We start from the raw sequence: 15716 nt of genomic DNA on the forward strand, positions 1-15716 counted from the left end.
CATAAGTATTTTACATAAAGAAAAAGCAAGTCTTTTCGACTCGCTTTACATTCCTGGTGGAATATATAAATTTAGAAAAGTGAATACAGCCAAGTTCCCTATATCCGTCAGAAAATGGGCAAATATGATCCAGCGTAAGCTTTTCGATCTAAGATAAGCAATACTCCAGACAATACCAAGTATAAAAGTAAAGGACAGTACTTGCCAATGTTGATTCGCAATAGAGAATACACCCCACATCAAGGGATGGCTAATTGCGTAAAAAAAGCTTGAATAGAGAACAGAGACCCACTTCGGATGATTTGGGAAAGCATTTAACATAACACCACGCCAATAACCTTCTTCAAACCAAGGATTAATCAGGACAAAAAGTAAATACGAAATAATAATAACCAAAGAGGCATTTTTCACTAACGATGTATTCATCACTAAAATACTGATAGGAAATGCTCCAATGATAAGTGAAATAATCGTCCATAGTCGTTCTTGTGGTTTTTGAAGCCACTGTCTCCAATCAGACCGATGGTTTATTGTAAATATATGATGAATATATATACACAAAAAAACTCCAACATATTAGTTGGAGTTTTTTTGTATAAAGCGGGTGAAGGGAATCGAACCCTCGCAAACGGCTTGGAAGGCCGATGTTCTACCACTGAACTACACCCGCAAAGTAAAAATTGCATATCCTTTATCCTAATTGGATAAAAGAATCGGGATGACAGGATTCGAACCTGCGACCCCCTGGTCCCAAACCAGGTGCTCTACCAAGCTGAGCCACATCCCGTTAATAATAAGGATGATGCGGTCGGCGAGACTCGAACTCGCACGGCCTAGGGCCACTACCCCCTCAAGATAGCGTGTCTGCCAATTCCACCACGACCGCTCAGTTATATCATCTTATCAAGTTATTTTAAAATGGTGCGGGTGGAGGGACTTGAACCCCCACGCCGTGAAGCGCTAGAACCTAAATCTAGTGCGTCTGCCAATTCCGCCACACCCGCATAAAGAGTGAGCCATGAAGGACTCGAACCTTCGACCCTCTGATTAAAAGTCAGATGCTCTACCAACTGAGCTAATGGCTCAAATAAGTTGTAAATAAAATGGCTGGGGAGGAAGGGATCGAACCTTCGCATGACGGAGTCAAAGTCCGTTGCCTTACCGCTTGGCTACTCCCCAATAAAGGGCGATCGATGGGAATCGAACCCACGAATGCCGGAGCCACAATCCGGTGCGTTAACCACTTCGCCACGACCGCCAAAGTTAAAAGTTTATATTGGCGGAGCTGACGGGATTCGAACCCGCGATCTCCTGCGTGACAGGCAGGCATGTTAGGCCTCTACACCACAGCTCCGCGAATATGGTGGAAGTTGACGGGATCGAACCGCCGACCCCCTGCTTGTAAGGCAGGTGCTCTCCCAGCTGAGCTAAACTTCCAAAAGTGGTGACCCGTAGGGGATTCGAACCCCTGCATGCCAGCGTGAAAGGCTGGTGTGTTTACCGCTTCACCAACGGGCCAATAAAGTGCTTGGCGGAGAGAGAGGGATTCGAACCCTCGCGGGGCCATAAAGCCCCCTAACGGTTTAGCAAACCGTCCTCTTCGGCCTCTTGAGTATCTCTCCAAGATTGGCTCCTCAGGCAGGACTCGAACCTGCGACCATACGATTAACAGTCGTGCGCTCTACCAACTGAGCTACTGAGGAACATTTTCCTAAGCGACAAGATGTATTCTATCATGTTTTTAAGTGATTTGCAACATCTTTTTTTGTCGTTTGTTTTTTTGTGTGTCGCTCGCGGCGACTTTTATAATTTATCATGGAGTACAGTAGATGTCAACAGCCTTTTTATAAAAAGATAATAACAAACTATTTAAAATATTTATTTATAGCATAGTATGTACTTTTGTAGCAAGAGAACTAGATGTCTGTTAAAATAACTACTATGAATTTTGACAGAAAAGCAGAAATGATTAAAAAGAATATATACGAAAACCTTTGGTAGAAAGGAGTTAGCTATGCAAAAGTTATATCCAGGGATCTATCAATTTAGCGTTCCTTACTTGACTTACCATCGAATGGTTGAGAAGGATGGCTACCATCGAGTAAAGAAAGTGGATGTGGAGATCCATGTAGGACGAAAAGAAGATGTAGCTGAAGGTAAGTTAGCTACAGTAATTGCATACTCCACCTCCAGTTTCTCAAATTATGCTCAAGAGGTATTCAGTAATATTCGTCGTATGTTTTTTCCAAATATTTTCCCCATGTTTCAATCCAACATCCCTCCTTTTCAGGAACGCCAAATTCGGTATGTGGAGGTTCATGCAAAATCGCAAGATCTAAATGATTGGCATGAATTAGAGATGCGTTGGGATCCCAAAACAGCACAGTTTAAGCATCCTGTCTGGAATGCTATTTCTCCACAAGCTTGGTACTATCAAGATTATCAACAGAAGATCCTATATTTTGCCCAACAAGGATTAAAATGCTTTCAAGATATTAACATGCAGGGTGCATATAATGGAGAAGCTTCATGGGAACTTCAAACCGAGACAAGTACTCAGCTTTCGGAGGATTCTCCAATTTGGCTCTTACAGGCTCTTCATGAAGCGAAACAATATGTAAAAGTAAATGAACTTGCACATGACCCTTATCATATTTTAGCTAACTCTCTAAAGAAATTGAGCGGATTAGAGATTAATCGCCTCTCTTATACACCTGTTATTACAACTGCTATTGTTTCGCAGATCCACAAGATCAAGTACAATATGAATTCACATTATATAGACCAATCAGTAACGACTACCAACATTTATGCCACATAAAAAAGCCCTTAGCCAAATTTGGCTAAGGGCTTTTTTTCATTCTTAATCGTCGCTACCAAGGATATACATCAGGTTTTTCAAAATAGCGATGAAGTTGATGTACAGGTTAAAAGCTGCGAAGATCGTAAATTTAGTACGAGCACTCTCATCCATGTAGACACTTTCGTTGATTTGTTTGTATGCTTTTACTTCAAAAGCAGTAACTACACAGAACAAGATCACGACTACATAGGAAACGATTAAAGAGAACAATCCACTTTTGATAAAGAAAATGTTGACTAAGCTTGCCAACATAATACCAAGCAAGGCCATAATAGCAATGCTACCGATTTTAGAAAGGTCACGTTTGGTTACCATCCCAAACAGGGTAGAAAGACCAAACATCCCAGCTGCAATGAAGAATGCGGAACCAGCAGTACCTAATCCGAAGAATGCAATAAAAATACTAAAGGTCACACCATTAACTGCCGCATATAGGAAGAAAAGGATCGCTGCAGTACTTGGACCAATGCGATTAATCAAGAAACTGAGAGCAAACACAATCACAATCTCCGTAATCAAAGCTCCCCAGAAAAAGCCCATTCCGCCTTCTAAGCTAAGTAGCAACGGAACATCAATTTGAGAGTTAATAACAAACGCGATGATCGCGGTCAATGATAGACCTGCAAACATCCAACCAAACACTTTGTTGAAGAATCGATCATTCGTTCTTCTTGCAACGTTTGGCACTTGAGTTTCAAAACCCGGAAAACGAGGTTGATCCACGATACCATTCCTCCTGTTAGGAAGATTTATTTAGATTTAGTATATTCTCTTGATGTGACAAGTTCAAGAGAATTTATGCTTTAACATAAACTGTTAGAATAACATTAATTACATTTTAACACACAAACATTAACAGTTCTAATTACGATCAGTTAACTGAAAATCACCCAGCCGCTCCAATACTTTGATCAAGGACTGGGTTCCCGCCTCATCCAAGCCCATTGCTTGGGCGGAGCGCAGTAACTGGTGAACCAAGGAGGTTCCTGATAAAGGTAAGTTGAGTGCTTTGGCCTCTTCTAACACAATACCAAGGTCTTTTTGCTGGAAACGTACAGAGAAACCTGGTTCCAAGTCCCCTTTTACTACTCTTGGAGCTAGATTAGCAAGCGCCCATGATCCCCCTGCTCCTTTACTGGTCACTTCAATCATCTTGTCTAGGTCAACCCCAGATTTATGCGCAAAACTGAGCGCTTCCACCATACTGAGCAAATTGAGTCCACATAGGATCTGATTACAAGCCTTCACTGTTTGTCCTGCTCCAGATGGTCCACAGTGGACAATAGAGGAACCCATTGCCTCGAGTATTGGTCGTACTTTCTCCAATGTATCTTCTTTTCCCCCTACCATAATGGAGAGAGTACCATTCTTGGCGCCTACATCTCCACCGCTTACAGGAGCATCGAGCATGTGAATTCCTTTTGATTCAAGACGCTCAGCCAATTGCCGTGTCTCTTCTGGAGAGATCGTACTCATATCGATATAAATAAGCCCTTCACTAGCACCTTCTACTATTCCATTGGGCCCTTCTACCACTTCTAATACATCTGGTGTATCTCCCACGATAGTGATTACCACATCGCTCTGTTTTGCCACTTCTTTGGGGCTTGTTGCTGGGATTGCTCCCCACTCGCTCGCATCTGCCATCTTGCTTGCGGTGCGGTTCCAGACTACTACTGGGTAGCCTGCCTTTGCAATATGTGCCGCCATGGATCTTCCCATGATCCCTAATCCAATAAATCCAACACGTAATTTATGCATGTTTTTTCTCCTGAGCTACCTTAGTCAACTGTTTTAGAATGCTATTTTTTACGGATTGCCAAACACTGGGCATCAAAAGAATCTCCTGACGGAATTTTGCGTACATCGCTTTTTGTTTTTCTTCAAAAGTAGGATCTTCTTTAGCTGGCAATGTAGATCGCAATTCTTGAATTCTAGCTTGTACCTCAGGTGATCTTGGTCCCCATACCGCTATTTCATTTCCTTGAGAATCCATAAAAATAAAGATCGGAATCGCTCTGGAGGTTCCATTGGTCAAATATTGATCCATCAGTTCCAAGTTCTCATCACGAATAAGGAACCGAAGGTCGAGATTTGCCACTTCCGCAATCCGTTTTAAGACTGGTACACAAAGAAGAGCATCTCCACACCAATCAGCAGTCAAGACTATTACCTTCCACTCCCGATCATGAAGTGCCCCAAAGTGAACCTTTTCTTCTTCACTCAATGATATTTTCTTATACAGGGACAAAAGTTCCTCCTGGTTCACCTGCATGCTCGAAACATACTGATCATACGTTATTCCTCTGTCAAACCAAGTTGTCAATTCCATAGCAACACACCTCATATAAGGAATATTTGTCAATAAACAAGTACCACTAAAAAGACACGGACAAACTTCCGAATTCATAAGAATGGAGAAAGATTTTTTAGGAGGGGCATTCATGCCAAATTGGTTACAAAAACAATTAATGCAAGCCTATCATTCCAAAGACCGTTATCAAATCCTATTTTTAAACCGATGCTGGTTTCAATTTTGCAACAAAGAGCGTAGCAAACCTAGCTTCGATGGTGATATTTCCTTTAATAGAAACCACCCAACCGTATAATCATAGGCTGGGTGGTATTTATATTCTTAATCTTTGGGTTTCACCATACTAAGTCCTACTCTCTGACGGTCTTTGTCAATCGATTGAACCCATACTTCTACAATGTCACCGACTGCTACAATATCCATTGGGTTTCGCACGAATCGCTCACTCATTTTAGAAATATGTACAAGACCATCATTTTTCAATCCAATATCTACAAATGCCCCAAAGTCTACTACATTCCGGACAGTGCCTTGTAATTGCATCCCAACCTCCAGATCATCTAACTCCAAAACATCAGAGCGTAACAAAGGCTTAGGCATCTCTTCACGTGGATCTCTACCTGGTCGCAAGAGAGCTTCCACAATATCTTTTAGCGTAGGAATACCACATCCCAACTGATCCGCTGTGTCATGAATAGATAGTTGACGCAACTTAGCATTAAGTGCCTCGGATCCGATCGCTTCCGCCGTTTCTCCCAAAAGTTCCAATAATTGCTCTACCACTGAATACGATTCTGGGTGAATAGGAGTCTTATCTAATGGGTTCTCCCCTTCACTGATCCGGAGAAATCCGATGCACTGTTCAAATGTTTTGGCCCCTAAGCGAGGAACTTTTTTCAGCTCTGCACGTGTAGTGAATTTGCCGATTTCTTCTCGTCGTTTCACGATATTTTTAGCGACACTCGCACTTACTCCCGAAACATACTGTAGTAAAGGAGCAGAAGCTGTATTTACATTTACCCCTACATAGTTTACAGCAGATTCTACAACTGTCGTAAGGCTTTCTCCTAGCTGTTTTTGAGAGACATCATGTTGATACTGACCCACCCCAACAGATTTGGGATCAATTTTGACTAACTCAGCTAGTGGATCTTGTAGGCGGCGTGCAATGGAGACGGCACTTCTACGAGCTGCATCCAAATCCGGGAACTCTTCTTTCGCAATCTTAGAAGCACTGTAAACACTAGCCCCTGCTTCATTCACAATCACATAGTAAATTTTGCGTGATGTCTCTTTTAGCATTTCGGCAACAAACTGTTCTGTCTCCCGAGATGCCGTTCCGTTTCCGATCGCGATCATATCAATTGGGTATTGATCGAGTAGCTCTAATACCCGCGATTTGGCCTCTTCTGTCCGATGATGAGGCGCAGTTGGATAGATCACATCGATCTCCAATACTTTTCCTGTTTCATCCACTACAGCTATCTTACAACCTGTCCGAAATGCAGGGTCAACCCCTAGGACAACCTTGCCAACAATCGGTGGTTGTAAAAGCAATTGCCGTAAATTCTCAGAAAAAATAAAGATTGCTTGCTCTTCGGCCTTTTCGGTTAGTTGAGCATGAACTTCCCGTTCAATAGAAGGGGCAATAAGTCGCTTATAACTATCAGCTGCGATCTCTATTAAGTAGGAAAGGCCTCGTTTTGGAAACCAACTATGTAGATGTTCTAAAATCGATTCCTCTGCAACCTGTAGCTTTACCTTAAGAACCTCTTCTCGTTGACCACGATTCACAGCCAATACTCTATGAGATGGCATAGATCGAATTGGCTCCTGATAATCATAGTACATTTCATACACAGTCCGTTCGTCCATCTCTTCTTCTTTTGCTTTGGAAGATACCAATCCATGATCCCATGTATACTCTCTAACCCATTTTCTTATATCCGCATCTTCTGCTATCTCTTCAGCAAGAATATCTTTGGCCCCTTGGATCGCTGTCTGAACATCTAGTCCATTTTCTTCCGTTAAATACTTCAACGCTTCTTGTTCTACGCTCTCTTCTGTATCTGCTTCTAGCATATAGCGAGCGAGTGGCTCTAATCCTTTTTCCTTTGCAATCGAGGCACGAGTCTTTCGCTTCGGGCGGAATGGCAGATATAAGTCTTCTAATTCTTGTAGTTTGGTTGCTTTTTCTATCTTTGCACGTAGTTCATCCGTTAATTTCCCTTGTTCTTCTATAAGACGGAGAATTTCCTCTCGTCGCTGATTCAACTGTTTTAAATATTGATAACGCTCTGATATGCTACGCAACTGTTCTTCATCTAATTCACCAGTGCGTTCCTTTCGATATCGAGCAATAAAAGGGATCGTATTTCCCTCTTCCATTAGTTCCACGGTTACTTTTACTTGGTTCGGTTTCAAACCTAGCTCTTTTGCGATTAGTTCATACATTTCTATATTTTCCATGGATGATAGCCCTCGCTTTCTCCAAATCTTTCTCGATTTTACCATAGTAGAAGAAAGAGAATAAAAAATGGATTGGCAAACTAGGGAATAAAGGAACAAAAAGACTGTCCTTATCGTTAGGACGGATCAGTCAATAAAAGAGCAGTATTGGTGATTTCTGATTCACATAATTTCACATCAGATAATTGTTTGACATATTGTCCTCCTCGAACAAACGCTAGCCAGTGAAGACAAAATTGATTCTGCTGGGGATCCCAGCATACTAAGTATTGCGTTTTATAACCATCATCTTCTGTAATTGCTACGATATCATCTTCGAAAATTCTTCTTCCGTTCTTATCTGTTAATCCAATCCAACGAACAAGATTTATTTCTTTTGTAAGTTGCTTTGAAAAATATCTAGTCAAATCTCGGTCTATTTGTTCCGGTAAATATTTTGTTAAGGCTCCACTTGTCCACTCAATCTCCACTAAACCATCTTGAAGTATGGTTACCTGTTCTGATACTTGCTTTGTTCGTATGTTAATAGCTTTATATTTCAATTCCATTTTGTATCCTTTCACCACTTTCTATTATTACTTTTACACAAGGAAAACAAGATATATAAATAGAATTTTCTTTATACTGGAGGTGTATAGTATGAAAAAATATATGGATATTGAACGATATGGCAAAAAAGATACCATTATCTTTACAGTCGGAGACCCTATTATGATACAGGAGAAGTTAGACGGATCGAATGCCTCTATCAAACGGGACGGAAACCGATTGCTCGCATATTCGCGGAATCAGGAGCTGTCCGAAGACAATACATTGCGCGGATTCTATGAATGGGTTCAAACTCTTACCGTAGAGGATTTCCAAGAAGGGTTTCTCTATTTTGGAGAATGGTTGGTTCGTCACAAGCTACACTATGGAGAAGAAGCGATGGATCAATTTTATCTCTTTGATGTCTATGACTTAAACAAAGAAACCTATCTACATCCTACTGATTATCGTTCCTTAATCCCCTCGTATATCAAGAAAGTCCCTGTATTATATGATGGGCCTTATCAATCTGACGAACATCTACAATCATTTGTAGGGAAAACGATGTTTTCGATCCAAGCAGGAGAAGGAATCGTGATTAAAAATACCGCATATCGGAACCGCTATGGAAATCAGAAATTTGTGAAATGGGTAACGGATTCATTTGCAGAAAAAGCGAAAGTGAAGAAACAGCAAGCTCCAAAGAAATGCAAAGAGCAAGAAATAGCCCAACTATATATCACTCCAGCCCGTGTGGAAAAAATGCTCTATAAACTAATCGATGAAGGAATCATGCCAGACAATTATGGACGACAAGAGATGGGAATCATCATGAAACATTTGGTACCTCGTCTCTATGAAGATGTATTGAAAGAGGAGTCTGATGAGATGCCGAAGGGTTTCGATTCCAAGCTACTTCAAAAGGAAATCGGGAAAATTGCAGTTATCATGATCAAAAAACAATTTCAAAAAGTAAAATCCCCCTAGTATCTGGGGGATCACTTTTTATATAGAGGTTTAGGATTCAGGTGGTTCAGATTCCAACGTTACACGAGGAGCATTTTGGTTTATCATCGAATCGATGCCTCCTTCGCATCATTTGAATCATATGTTACGAGAAGTTTCGCAAGCATTTCAATTCTCTGTAGACGGAACAGAAACTTAGCAGAAATGACAGAAGAAGAGGCTTTTGCCGCAAGGCACACAATAGAAGGTGTAAAACCTTTCTTCTTCCTTCGGATCGCTTGTCTCGAATCTTCTCTTGCCCTAGTTCAGTACTGTTTTATGAAAGAGAAAGCGGTGACTTGGTGCATCGGAGTGAAACTAGCCCCTTTTTCGTCACATGCATGGATCGAAGTAAACGGAAAAGCTGTGATGCAAAATTCAGATATTTACCAGAAAATGTTAGAAGTTTAAATGAGTACTTATATACCAAAAGCCCACCCAAATTTTCCGAAATGGGTGGGCTCGTTTTCTATATAATCTCAGTCAGCTCCATTCGAATGGCCTGACGTAATTTTTTTAGAGCACGGCGTTGGAGACGAGAGACATGCATTTGGGAGATCTCTAGTTTCTCTCCCACTTGCTTTTGGCTCAGATTTTCAAAGAAGGTAAGTTTCAAAATCTCTTGTTCTCGTTCATTTAACACAGGAAAAACCTTTTCAAGCAGCAATTTTTTATCTACCTGATCGAATCCACTGTCTTGATTCCCTACCAAATCAAGTAACGTGACTTGGCTACCATCGTTGTTAGCTTCTACTGGACTATCAACCGATACCGCGTGATAGCTTCGTCCCATCTCCATCGTTTCTAACACTTCTTCTTGGCTTACTTCGAGGTATTCTGCAATCTCCGCCACTTTGGGAGACCGTTGGTATTTTATTGTTAATTCTTCTACTGCTGCTTTAATTCTGGGCCCCAGTTCTTTAATTCTTCTTGGTACATGGACGCTCCAAGTCTTGTCTCGAATATGACGTTTGATTTCCCCAACAATCGTAGGAACGGCAAAACTCTCGAAGCTTCTACCAAAATCAGCATCATACCGACGGATCGCAGCAAGCAACCCAATCATACCTACTTGAATCAAGTCTTCTAATGCCTCTGACCCCCGTGAAAACTTAAAAGCAAGCGTCTCCACTAGACTACGATAATGAGCCACTAAGAGATCTTGAGCATTTGAATCCCCATCCCGCTGATACTTTTCGATAAGCTCTATTGGTGTGAGCTCATCTAGTTGGGTAGGATGTGGGTGTTTCGACATGCGGCTCCACCCCGTTCCTGCGCATGTATTTGGTCATCTGTACCATAACACCATTGTCGCCAGTGATGTGTACATCATCCATTAACGTTTTCATTAAAAATAATCCAAGACCACGTTCCCGCACAGCAGTCATACTTGGCTCCAAACTGATAGGACCAGTCCGCTTTTCCACCTCGCTTACATCAAAACTGTTTCCACGATCTAAAACTTGAATTTCTAAGCGATCAGGAAAAATCCGATAGGATATATCAATATCCCCATCTCCTCCAACATAAGCATGATCGACTGCATTGGTACAGGCTTCGGAAACAGCTAACTTGAGATCTTCAATGTCGTCGTATGAAAAGCCCATGCGGTTTGCGATTCCCGAAACAGCTAACCTTACAAGTCCTACATAATCTGGTTTGGCAGGAATGGTTAGTCGGACTAAATCCAAAGGCTGATGGTTCATACTTTCTCATCCTCCTGGACCTTTTGCTCAATTTCCATTACTTCATCCAAGCCGGTAATACGAAAAAGTCGTTGCAGACGTTGATTCATTCCTACAAGCACTAATTTCCCTCCAACAGAGCGTTGTGCTTTATATGCACCAATCAGCACACCTAGGCCAGTACTATCAATATATTCTACTTCACGTAAGTTTACGGTAACAGTTTGTTCTGTCGCACAAAGGGGTAAGAGTTTTTCCCGAAGTTGTGGAGCAGTGTAAACATCTATCTCACCCTCGACCGCAATAGTTGGTCCAACGGATGTTTCTGGCAATTCCTTCACCACAAAATTCACTATCCTTACCTCCTATTTTTAGGCTCTTTTTATAATTAATATGGTCTGATCATCTTGTAATTGGTACCCAGCCATCATAAGCAAATGTTCGTAAATAGCCTGTACCGCTTGCTGAGCAGGTAAATGGAGATTGGCACCTATAAGATCAGTCAACTGATCTCTCTCCAAAAAGGATCCATTGATACGACATTCAGAGACACCATCAGAAAAGAAGATTAGTGCATCCCCTGATTGTAGTAGAACTTCTTTTTCCTCGTATTCTACCTCTCTCGAAACACCCAAGACCAAGCCTTTCGCTTCTAATTCATGAAAAGCCTTTTCCCTCGAATCATAATATAGCCCTGGTTCGTGACCAGCAGTGGCATATCGAAAATGATGGCTCGACGAATCATATACCCCGTATACCATGGTAATAAACATATTGGGATCCACGTTGCGTTCTACAACTGTATTTAACCCACGCAAAACTTCAGAAGGAGACAGTGGTTGTTCTAATCGATCCATCGAATATTTAATCATAGACATACAAAGAGCTGCCGGAATTCCTTTCCCGATAATATCGGCAATGGCAATTCCTAGCGAATCCTTATGATGTACAAAGTTATAGTAATCTCCACTCATTCGTTTGGCAGCAGCGCTCCAAACTCCAATATCAATACCGGGCATAGGTGGTGGTGCGTCTGGTAATAAAGTTTGCTGCATACCTACCGCTACTTCTATCTCATATTCTAATTCTTTTTGTCGGTTCATTAAGTTCTCAGTGTCTTGATATTGAATCCCATATCCGATCATCACTTCTAATAGAAAGTCAAACGATGTCTTTAATTCTGAAGGAAGATCTGGGAATAGTTTCTTCAGGGTGTGGAGATGAAAACTGACAACCTCTTCTGGTGGAACTTTTTGCTCCATAATCCACTTGCTTAACCGCTGTGCACCATACAAATGGTTCTCCAATGGTTCGTTTATATAAGCTGTCAGTAACGTTTCATACTCATTCTTTAGATTTTGATTCATCTCGAAGCTCCTTCGGGATTTCCCAAGTCAGATCAAAACTACTGCTACCTATCATACACCAAGCCATAATGATACTCTATACAAAATAGGAATAGGACTAGCTGCTATCTTGGAGAAGTCAAATTTTGTAATGCCTCTTGAATCCAAGGTGCATCCTCAGCTTGTCCTATTTGCATTGCTTTCTTAAACCAATGATGGTACTTCTCGGGGTTCTGATATCGAGGATGATCTCGATATAATTTGGCGAGCTCATACATGGCTTCACTAAAATTACTTTCTGCCGCTTTGATCAACCAACGAACACCCTCATCCTGCACCTCTTCTGGATATCGTTCATGCAACAGTCTCTTTGCTAAGTGAAGCATAGACATTGGATGACCATGTATAGCGGCTTGATGTAATAGAGTCAGGGCTTCCTCAGTTGACTGTTCTGTCATCTCATGCATTAGTAGATTGGCATATAGAAACATTGCATCTACATGCTGGGCTTCGACTGCTTGTCTTAAATATTCATGTGCTTTCGCTTGATCCGAGAATCCTTTATCACCTGTTAGATAAAGATAGCCCAATGAATACATAGAATGTGTATTACCTAAGACGGCAGAGCGTTCTAATAGATCTTTGCCCGAGATATCTCCTTTTTCAAGCAATACACCTCCCATTAGATGTAAGGCTTCTAGATTTTCTTTTTTGACTAAGGGTGTTAATAATCGTATAATCTCGTCTGATTTTTCTTCAAAATGGTATGCAAACCAATATTCCCCTAGCTTGATCGCAAGATCTTCGTTCCCATCTTCAATCAATTCCAATGCCCACTTTACGCCTTGAGAGTCACCTTGTTCTAAGTAATGGTATACAAGAGCTTGTTTTGCCATTTTATTCCCTAAACTCTGGCTCTTTTTTAGCCATTCTACTCCAGATTGTATATCTTGAACTGTCTTATAACCTCTCTCAAGCCCAGATCCATACCAAAACATTGCTTCAGCATGACCTAGCTCAGCAGCTTTTTGAAGCAAGGCATACCCTCTATCGATCTCTTCTGGGCTATTTAGCTCTTTTTCAAAAATAAGGTGAAAACCCTCTTGAAAAAGAACCTTTGGGTTCTCTTTGTCCCGCTTGTCTTTCATATCGGTCCATTTGCGTTTTATTTTTTGATACAACATTCTCCACCCCTTGTCAGATCCTTTTCAGGACTACGATAAGATTATCAAACGTATTTATATCTTACTATTATTAAAATTAACATTTTTATTAGATATAGATAAAAGAAAGAGCTTGCTACACAGATAAGCCCTATGAAACTAAGATCCCTTAGTTTCTAGAGCGAAGTGTGTACAAGCTCATAGTATATGGAAATTAAAAATCAATTAATCCGAGACTGATTTGCAGTGCTTCATTTACTTTCAACATCATCTCATCATCAAGATGAGTAATTTTATCTGTGAGGCGCTGTTTGTCAATGGTTCGAATTTGCTCAAGCAAAATAACTGAATCTCGGTCAAACCCATATAATGTCGCATCAATCTCCACGTGTGTAGGTAGTTTAGCTTTTTGGATCTGAGCTGTGATCGCGGCGACGATGACAGTGGGGCTAAAGCGATTACCGATATCGTTTTGTAAAACGAGAACAGGGCGAACCCCACCTTGTTCTGAACCGACTACCGGAGAAAGATCGGCAAAATAAACATCGCCACGCTTCACCATCACAAGCGTTACACCCCACTCACTAAACGCCCATATTTATCCTCAGCTTCTTCTTCCGCTTCGAATGCTTCGTTGGAGATGTTCAAATTAATTCGCGCCATTTCCATATAACCGCGCTGCATCATTTCTCGAATGAAACGTCTTTTTCGCTCTTGCAAGTACATTTTCATAGCTTGACGGATAAATTCACTACGATTGGAATTATCACGTTCCACCATGCCGTCTACTTCTTGCAAAAGCTTTTTGGGAAGACTAATCATAATCCTCTTGGTACCGGACAATTTTTGCGCACCCCCAACAATCATCACCGTTAGCAATTCCCTCATTTATACTACCATTATGTTGAATTGAATGCAAAAATATACTAAATGAGGACAAACAGTATTTCTATTTTAAAGAATGAACCAAACTAATAAAGTTACGAGGAGAGCAGAAAAAATCTCGTATAAAAAAATGTATTCGCTTTTCTTATTTAAATTCCTTCCGTTGTTTGTGAAACTATCGACATTCTAGAGTGAGGTAGCTGGTAAAAGATGATTTACAACGTCTACAATTTTTCCATTCTTTTTATAAATTCGTGGTACACGCCAATCCAATAAACACGTTACTTCATAGTGGATTGTACCCATCCACCTCGCAACTTCCTCTACACTTATTTGCTCTTCTCCCTGTTTTCCATAAAAAACGACTTCTTCTCCAATCGAAACAGGCATCGCCTCATCAACTTGTATCATAAGCTGATCCATACAAACACGTCCTACAATCGGAACACGTTTCCCTTTGATCAAAACTTGTCCACGATTGGAGAGTACACGAAGTATTCCATCTGCATATCCAATCGGTAGAGTAGCGATCGACTCTTCTTTTGTTGTTTGGTATATCTTCCCATACGAAATCCCCACGTCGGCTGGAACTTGTTTTATCATCCCAACTTTACTGTGAAGACTCATTGCTGGTCGAAGTGACAAAGTCTGATGAACCTCTTGTGATGGATAAAACCCGTAGAGGCTGATCCCCATCCGAATCATGTCATAAGATCTTTCTGGAAATTCAATTGCTCCAGCGCTATTAGAGGCATGAATCAGAGGAATATCGAATCCACTCGATTTAATTTGTTGCACCATTTCGTCAAAAAGGCGGAATTGTCTCTCATAATAGCTTTTGTCTCGATCATCAGAAGTAGCATAATGCGTAAAGAGGCCTTCTAATTCGACAAAAGCCGAGCCCGCCACCTTCTGTAAAAACGGAACTACCTCTTGTGGTTTTAAACCTAATCGACTCATACCGGTATCTACTTTAAGATGATATTTCACTTTTTGACGTAATCGGGAAGCAATTTTCTCCAATTCTAGATAATACGATTCGTCTGGAATCGACAACGTTATCTTCTCTTTGATCGCCCGTTCCATCGCATGAGGAGGAGTAACACCCATCACCAATATGGATGCAGTAATCCCAGCAGCTCGTAACTCCAATGCTTCATCAAGAAAAGCAACACCCAAATAATCCGCTCCTGCTTCTACTACTGCTTTTGCTACTGGAACTGAACCATGCCCATATGCATTTGCTTTCACAGCACACAATATTTTTGTCTTTTTGGGTATCCATTTTTGGAATTGATGGACATTATGTGTAATCGCATCTAGATCAATCTCAGCCCAAGTATCCCTACCTAGAAAAGGTTGCTTCATCTTTTTCACATCCGCATCTGCATAGTAAAATTATCTTATATTATAGCAAACACATGAAAAAACTAATCTGTTTCCAAAGAAAAAAGCATG

18 protein-coding genes and 12 tRNA genes are annotated in these 15716 nt (G+C 41.0%); 4 read left to right on the forward strand and 26 right to left on the reverse strand.

The genetic code is table 11. The features are described 5' to 3' along the window. Positions 1–45: 45 nt before the first annotated feature. The 13 genes from VJ09_RS08875 to VJ09_RS08935 form a co-directional block, all read right to left on the reverse strand. Positions 46–561, reverse strand: coding sequence for a CPBP family intramembrane glutamic endopeptidase (locus tag VJ09_RS08875; protein ID WP_044641146.1), 516 nt, complete (start codon positions 559–561; stop codon positions 46–48). A gap of 38 nt (positions 562–599) precedes the next feature. Continuing rightward, positions 600–670: transfer RNA gene (locus tag VJ09_RS08880), tRNA-Gly, on the reverse strand. Positions 671–713: 43 nt separating this feature from the next. Continuing rightward, a tRNA-Pro gene (locus VJ09_RS08885) sits at positions 714–787 on the reverse strand. Between the two features lie 16 nt (positions 788–803). Further along, positions 804–886: transfer RNA gene (locus VJ09_RS08890), tRNA-Leu, on the reverse strand. A 33-nt stretch (positions 887–919) separates the two neighbouring features. Further along, a tRNA-Leu gene (locus tag VJ09_RS08895) sits at positions 920–1004 on the reverse strand. An 8-nt stretch (positions 1005–1012) separates the two neighbouring features. Then, positions 1013–1085, reverse strand: a tRNA-Lys gene (locus tag VJ09_RS08900). A gap of 19 nt (positions 1086–1104) precedes the next feature. Continuing rightward, positions 1105–1179: transfer RNA gene (locus tag VJ09_RS08905), tRNA-Gln, on the reverse strand. Positions 1180–1185: 6 nt separating this feature from the next. After that, positions 1186–1258, reverse strand: a tRNA-His gene (locus VJ09_RS08910). Between the two features lie 19 nt (positions 1259–1277). After that, a tRNA-Asp gene (locus VJ09_RS08915) sits at positions 1278–1354 on the reverse strand. A 7-nt stretch (positions 1355–1361) separates the two neighbouring features. Beyond that, a tRNA-Val gene (locus VJ09_RS08920) sits at positions 1362–1437 on the reverse strand. Positions 1438–1442: 5 nt separating this feature from the next. Next, positions 1443–1518 (reverse strand) — tRNA-Glu (locus tag VJ09_RS08925). A gap of 11 nt (positions 1519–1529) precedes the next feature. Further along, positions 1530–1622, reverse strand: a tRNA-Ser gene (locus VJ09_RS08930). Between the two features lie 5 nt (positions 1623–1627). Next, a tRNA-Asn gene (locus tag VJ09_RS08935) sits at positions 1628–1703 on the reverse strand. Positions 1704–2014: 311 nt separating this feature from the next. On the opposite strand from VJ09_RS08935, the gene VJ09_RS08940 reads away from it, so the two are divergent. Then, positions 2015–2821, forward strand: coding sequence for a hypothetical protein (locus VJ09_RS08940; protein ID WP_044641147.1), 807 nt, complete (start codon positions 2015–2017; stop codon positions 2819–2821). A gap of 42 nt (positions 2822–2863) precedes the next feature. On the opposite strand, the gene VJ09_RS08945 is transcribed toward VJ09_RS08940, so the two are convergent. From VJ09_RS08945 to VJ09_RS08955, 3 genes are all read right to left on the reverse strand, one after another. Beyond that, positions 2864–3586: a Bax inhibitor-1/YccA family protein gene (locus VJ09_RS08945; RefSeq protein WP_052807310.1), complete on the reverse strand. Its 723-nt coding sequence runs from the start codon at positions 3584–3586 to the stop codon at positions 2864–2866. A gap of 138 nt (positions 3587–3724) precedes the next feature. Continuing rightward, entirely contained in the window at positions 3725–4624 is a 900-nt protein-coding gene (locus tag VJ09_RS08950) for an NAD(P)-dependent oxidoreductase (protein WP_044641148.1), read from the reverse strand. After that, positions 4617–5195 carry a thioredoxin family protein gene (locus tag VJ09_RS08955; RefSeq protein ID WP_044641149.1) on the reverse strand — a complete coding sequence of 193 codons (579 nt, stop codon included), beginning with the start codon at positions 5193–5195 and terminating at the stop codon, positions 4617–4619. Before VJ09_RS08955 ends, VJ09_RS08950 begins: the two co-directional genes overlap by 8 nt. Positions 5196–5307: 112 nt before the next feature. On the opposite strand from VJ09_RS08955, the gene cmpA reads away from it, so the two are divergent. Further along, positions 5308–5472, forward strand: coding sequence for a cortex morphogenetic protein CmpA (cmpA, locus tag VJ09_RS18440; RefSeq protein WP_147635461.1), 165 nt, complete (start codon positions 5308–5310; stop codon positions 5470–5472). A gap of 26 nt (positions 5473–5498) precedes the next feature. Here cmpA and VJ09_RS08960 read toward each other — a convergent pair whose 3' ends face one another. Together VJ09_RS08960 and VJ09_RS08965 are read right to left on the reverse strand one after the other, a co-directional pair. Further along, positions 5499–7646 (reverse strand): Tex family protein, encoded by a 2148-nt coding sequence (locus VJ09_RS08960; RefSeq protein ID WP_044641150.1) that lies wholly within the window; start codon positions 7644–7646, stop codon positions 5499–5501. Positions 7647–7762: 116 nt separating this feature from the next. Continuing rightward, positions 7763–8194 (reverse strand): YopX family protein, encoded by a 432-nt coding sequence (locus tag VJ09_RS08965; protein ID WP_044641151.1) that lies wholly within the window; start codon positions 8192–8194, stop codon positions 7763–7765. 91 nt (positions 8195–8285) lie between these two features. Between VJ09_RS08965 and VJ09_RS08970 the strand changes: the two genes are divergently transcribed. After that, positions 8286–9161 carry an RNA ligase family protein gene (locus VJ09_RS08970; protein ID WP_044641152.1) on the forward strand — a complete coding sequence of 292 codons (876 nt, stop codon included), beginning with the start codon at positions 8286–8288 and terminating at the stop codon, positions 9159–9161. A 75-nt stretch (positions 9162–9236) separates the two neighbouring features. Beyond that, entirely contained in the window at positions 9237–9590 is a 354-nt protein-coding gene (locus VJ09_RS17600; protein WP_052807311.1) for a lasso peptide biosynthesis B2 protein, read from the forward strand. Between the two features lie 58 nt (positions 9591–9648). On the opposite strand, the gene sigB is transcribed toward VJ09_RS17600, so the two are convergent. The 8 genes from sigB to alr form a co-directional block, all read right to left on the reverse strand. Beyond that, a complete protein-coding gene (gene sigB / locus VJ09_RS08980) occupies positions 9649–10434 on the reverse strand; it encodes an RNA polymerase sigma factor SigB (RefSeq protein ID WP_044641153.1) in 786 nt (261 codons plus the stop codon). Beyond that, entirely contained in the window at positions 10400–10885 is a 486-nt protein-coding gene (rsbW, locus tag VJ09_RS08985) for an anti-sigma B factor RsbW (protein WP_044641154.1), read from the reverse strand. The genes sigB and rsbW overlap by 35 nt, the downstream gene beginning before the upstream one ends. Next, a complete protein-coding gene (locus VJ09_RS08990; RefSeq protein ID WP_044641155.1) occupies positions 10882–11217 on the reverse strand; it encodes an STAS domain-containing protein in 336 nt (111 codons plus the stop codon). Before VJ09_RS08990 ends, rsbW begins: the two co-directional genes overlap by 4 nt. 18 nt (positions 11218–11235) lie before the next feature. Then, a complete protein-coding gene (locus VJ09_RS08995) occupies positions 11236–12231 on the reverse strand; it encodes a PP2C family protein-serine/threonine phosphatase (protein WP_044641156.1) in 996 nt (331 codons plus the stop codon). A gap of 104 nt (positions 12232–12335) precedes the next feature. Continuing rightward, a complete protein-coding gene (locus tag VJ09_RS09000; protein WP_044641157.1) occupies positions 12336–13394 on the reverse strand; it encodes a tetratricopeptide repeat protein in 1059 nt (352 codons plus the stop codon). A gap of 193 nt (positions 13395–13587) precedes the next feature. Further along, the gene (locus VJ09_RS09005; RefSeq protein ID WP_044641158.1) at positions 13588–13938 is read right to left on the reverse strand and encodes a type II toxin-antitoxin system PemK/MazF family toxin; all 351 of its coding nucleotides are present in this window, start codon (positions 13936–13938) and stop codon (positions 13588–13590) included. A gap of 5 nt (positions 13939–13943) precedes the next feature. Beyond that, the gene (locus VJ09_RS09010) at positions 13944–14240 is read right to left on the reverse strand and encodes a CopG family ribbon-helix-helix protein (protein WP_044641730.1); all 297 of its coding nucleotides are present in this window, start codon (positions 14238–14240) and stop codon (positions 13944–13946) included. Positions 14241–14444: 204 nt separating this feature from the next. After that, positions 14445–15626 (reverse strand): alanine racemase, encoded by a 1182-nt coding sequence (gene alr / locus VJ09_RS09015; RefSeq protein WP_044641159.1) that lies wholly within the window; start codon positions 15624–15626, stop codon positions 14445–14447. Positions 15627–15716: the final 90 nt, after the last annotated feature.

The organism is Risungbinella massiliensis, assembly GCF_000942395.1.
GTDB lineage: Bacteria > Bacillota > Bacilli > Thermoactinomycetales > Thermoactinomycetaceae > Risungbinella > Risungbinella massiliensis.

Bases quoted from the DNA above. Each gene is read 5' to 3' on its own strand.
- VJ09_RS09000 (WP_044641157.1), bottom strand. From the start codon at position 13,394: ATGTTGTATCAAAAAATAAAACGCAAATGGACCGATATGAAAGACAAG.
- cmpA (WP_147635461.1), top strand. From the start codon at position 5,308: ATGCCAAATTGGTTACAAAAACAATTAATGCAAGCCTATCATTCCAAA.
- rsbW (WP_044641154.1), bottom strand. From the start codon at position 10,885: ATGAACCATCAGCCTTTGGATTTAGTCCGACTAACCATTCCTGCCAAA.
- VJ09_RS08940 (WP_044641147.1), top strand. From the start codon at position 2,015: ATGCAAAAGTTATATCCAGGGATCTATCAATTTAGCGTTCCTTACTTG.
- VJ09_RS08955 (WP_044641149.1), bottom strand. From the start codon at position 5,195: ATGGAATTGACAACTTGGTTTGACAGAGGAATAACGTATGATCAGTAT.
- VJ09_RS08950 (WP_044641148.1), bottom strand. From the start codon at position 4,624: ATGCATAAATTACGTGTTGGATTTATTGGATTAGGGATCATGGGAAGA.
- VJ09_RS08960 (WP_044641150.1), bottom strand. From the start codon at position 7,646: ATGGAAAATATAGAAATGTATGAACTAATCGCAAAAGAGCTAGGTTTG.
- VJ09_RS08995 (WP_044641156.1), bottom strand. From the start codon at position 12,231: ATGAATCAAAATCTAAAGAATGAGTATGAAACGTTACTGACAGCTTAT.
- sigB (WP_044641153.1), bottom strand. From the start codon at position 10,434: ATGTCGAAACACCCACATCCTACCCAACTAGATGAGCTCACACCAATA.
- VJ09_RS08970 (WP_044641152.1), top strand. From the start codon at position 8,286: ATGAAAAAATATATGGATATTGAACGATATGGCAAAAAAGATACCATT.
- VJ09_RS09010 (WP_044641730.1), bottom strand. From the start codon at position 14,240: ATGATTGTTGGGGGTGCGCAAAAATTGTCCGGTACCAAGAGGATTATG.
- VJ09_RS08965 (WP_044641151.1), bottom strand. From the start codon at position 8,194: ATGGAATTGAAATATAAAGCTATTAACATACGAACAAAGCAAGTATCA.
- alr (WP_044641159.1), bottom strand. From the start codon at position 15,626: ATGAAGCAACCTTTTCTAGGTAGGGATACTTGGGCTGAGATTGATCTA.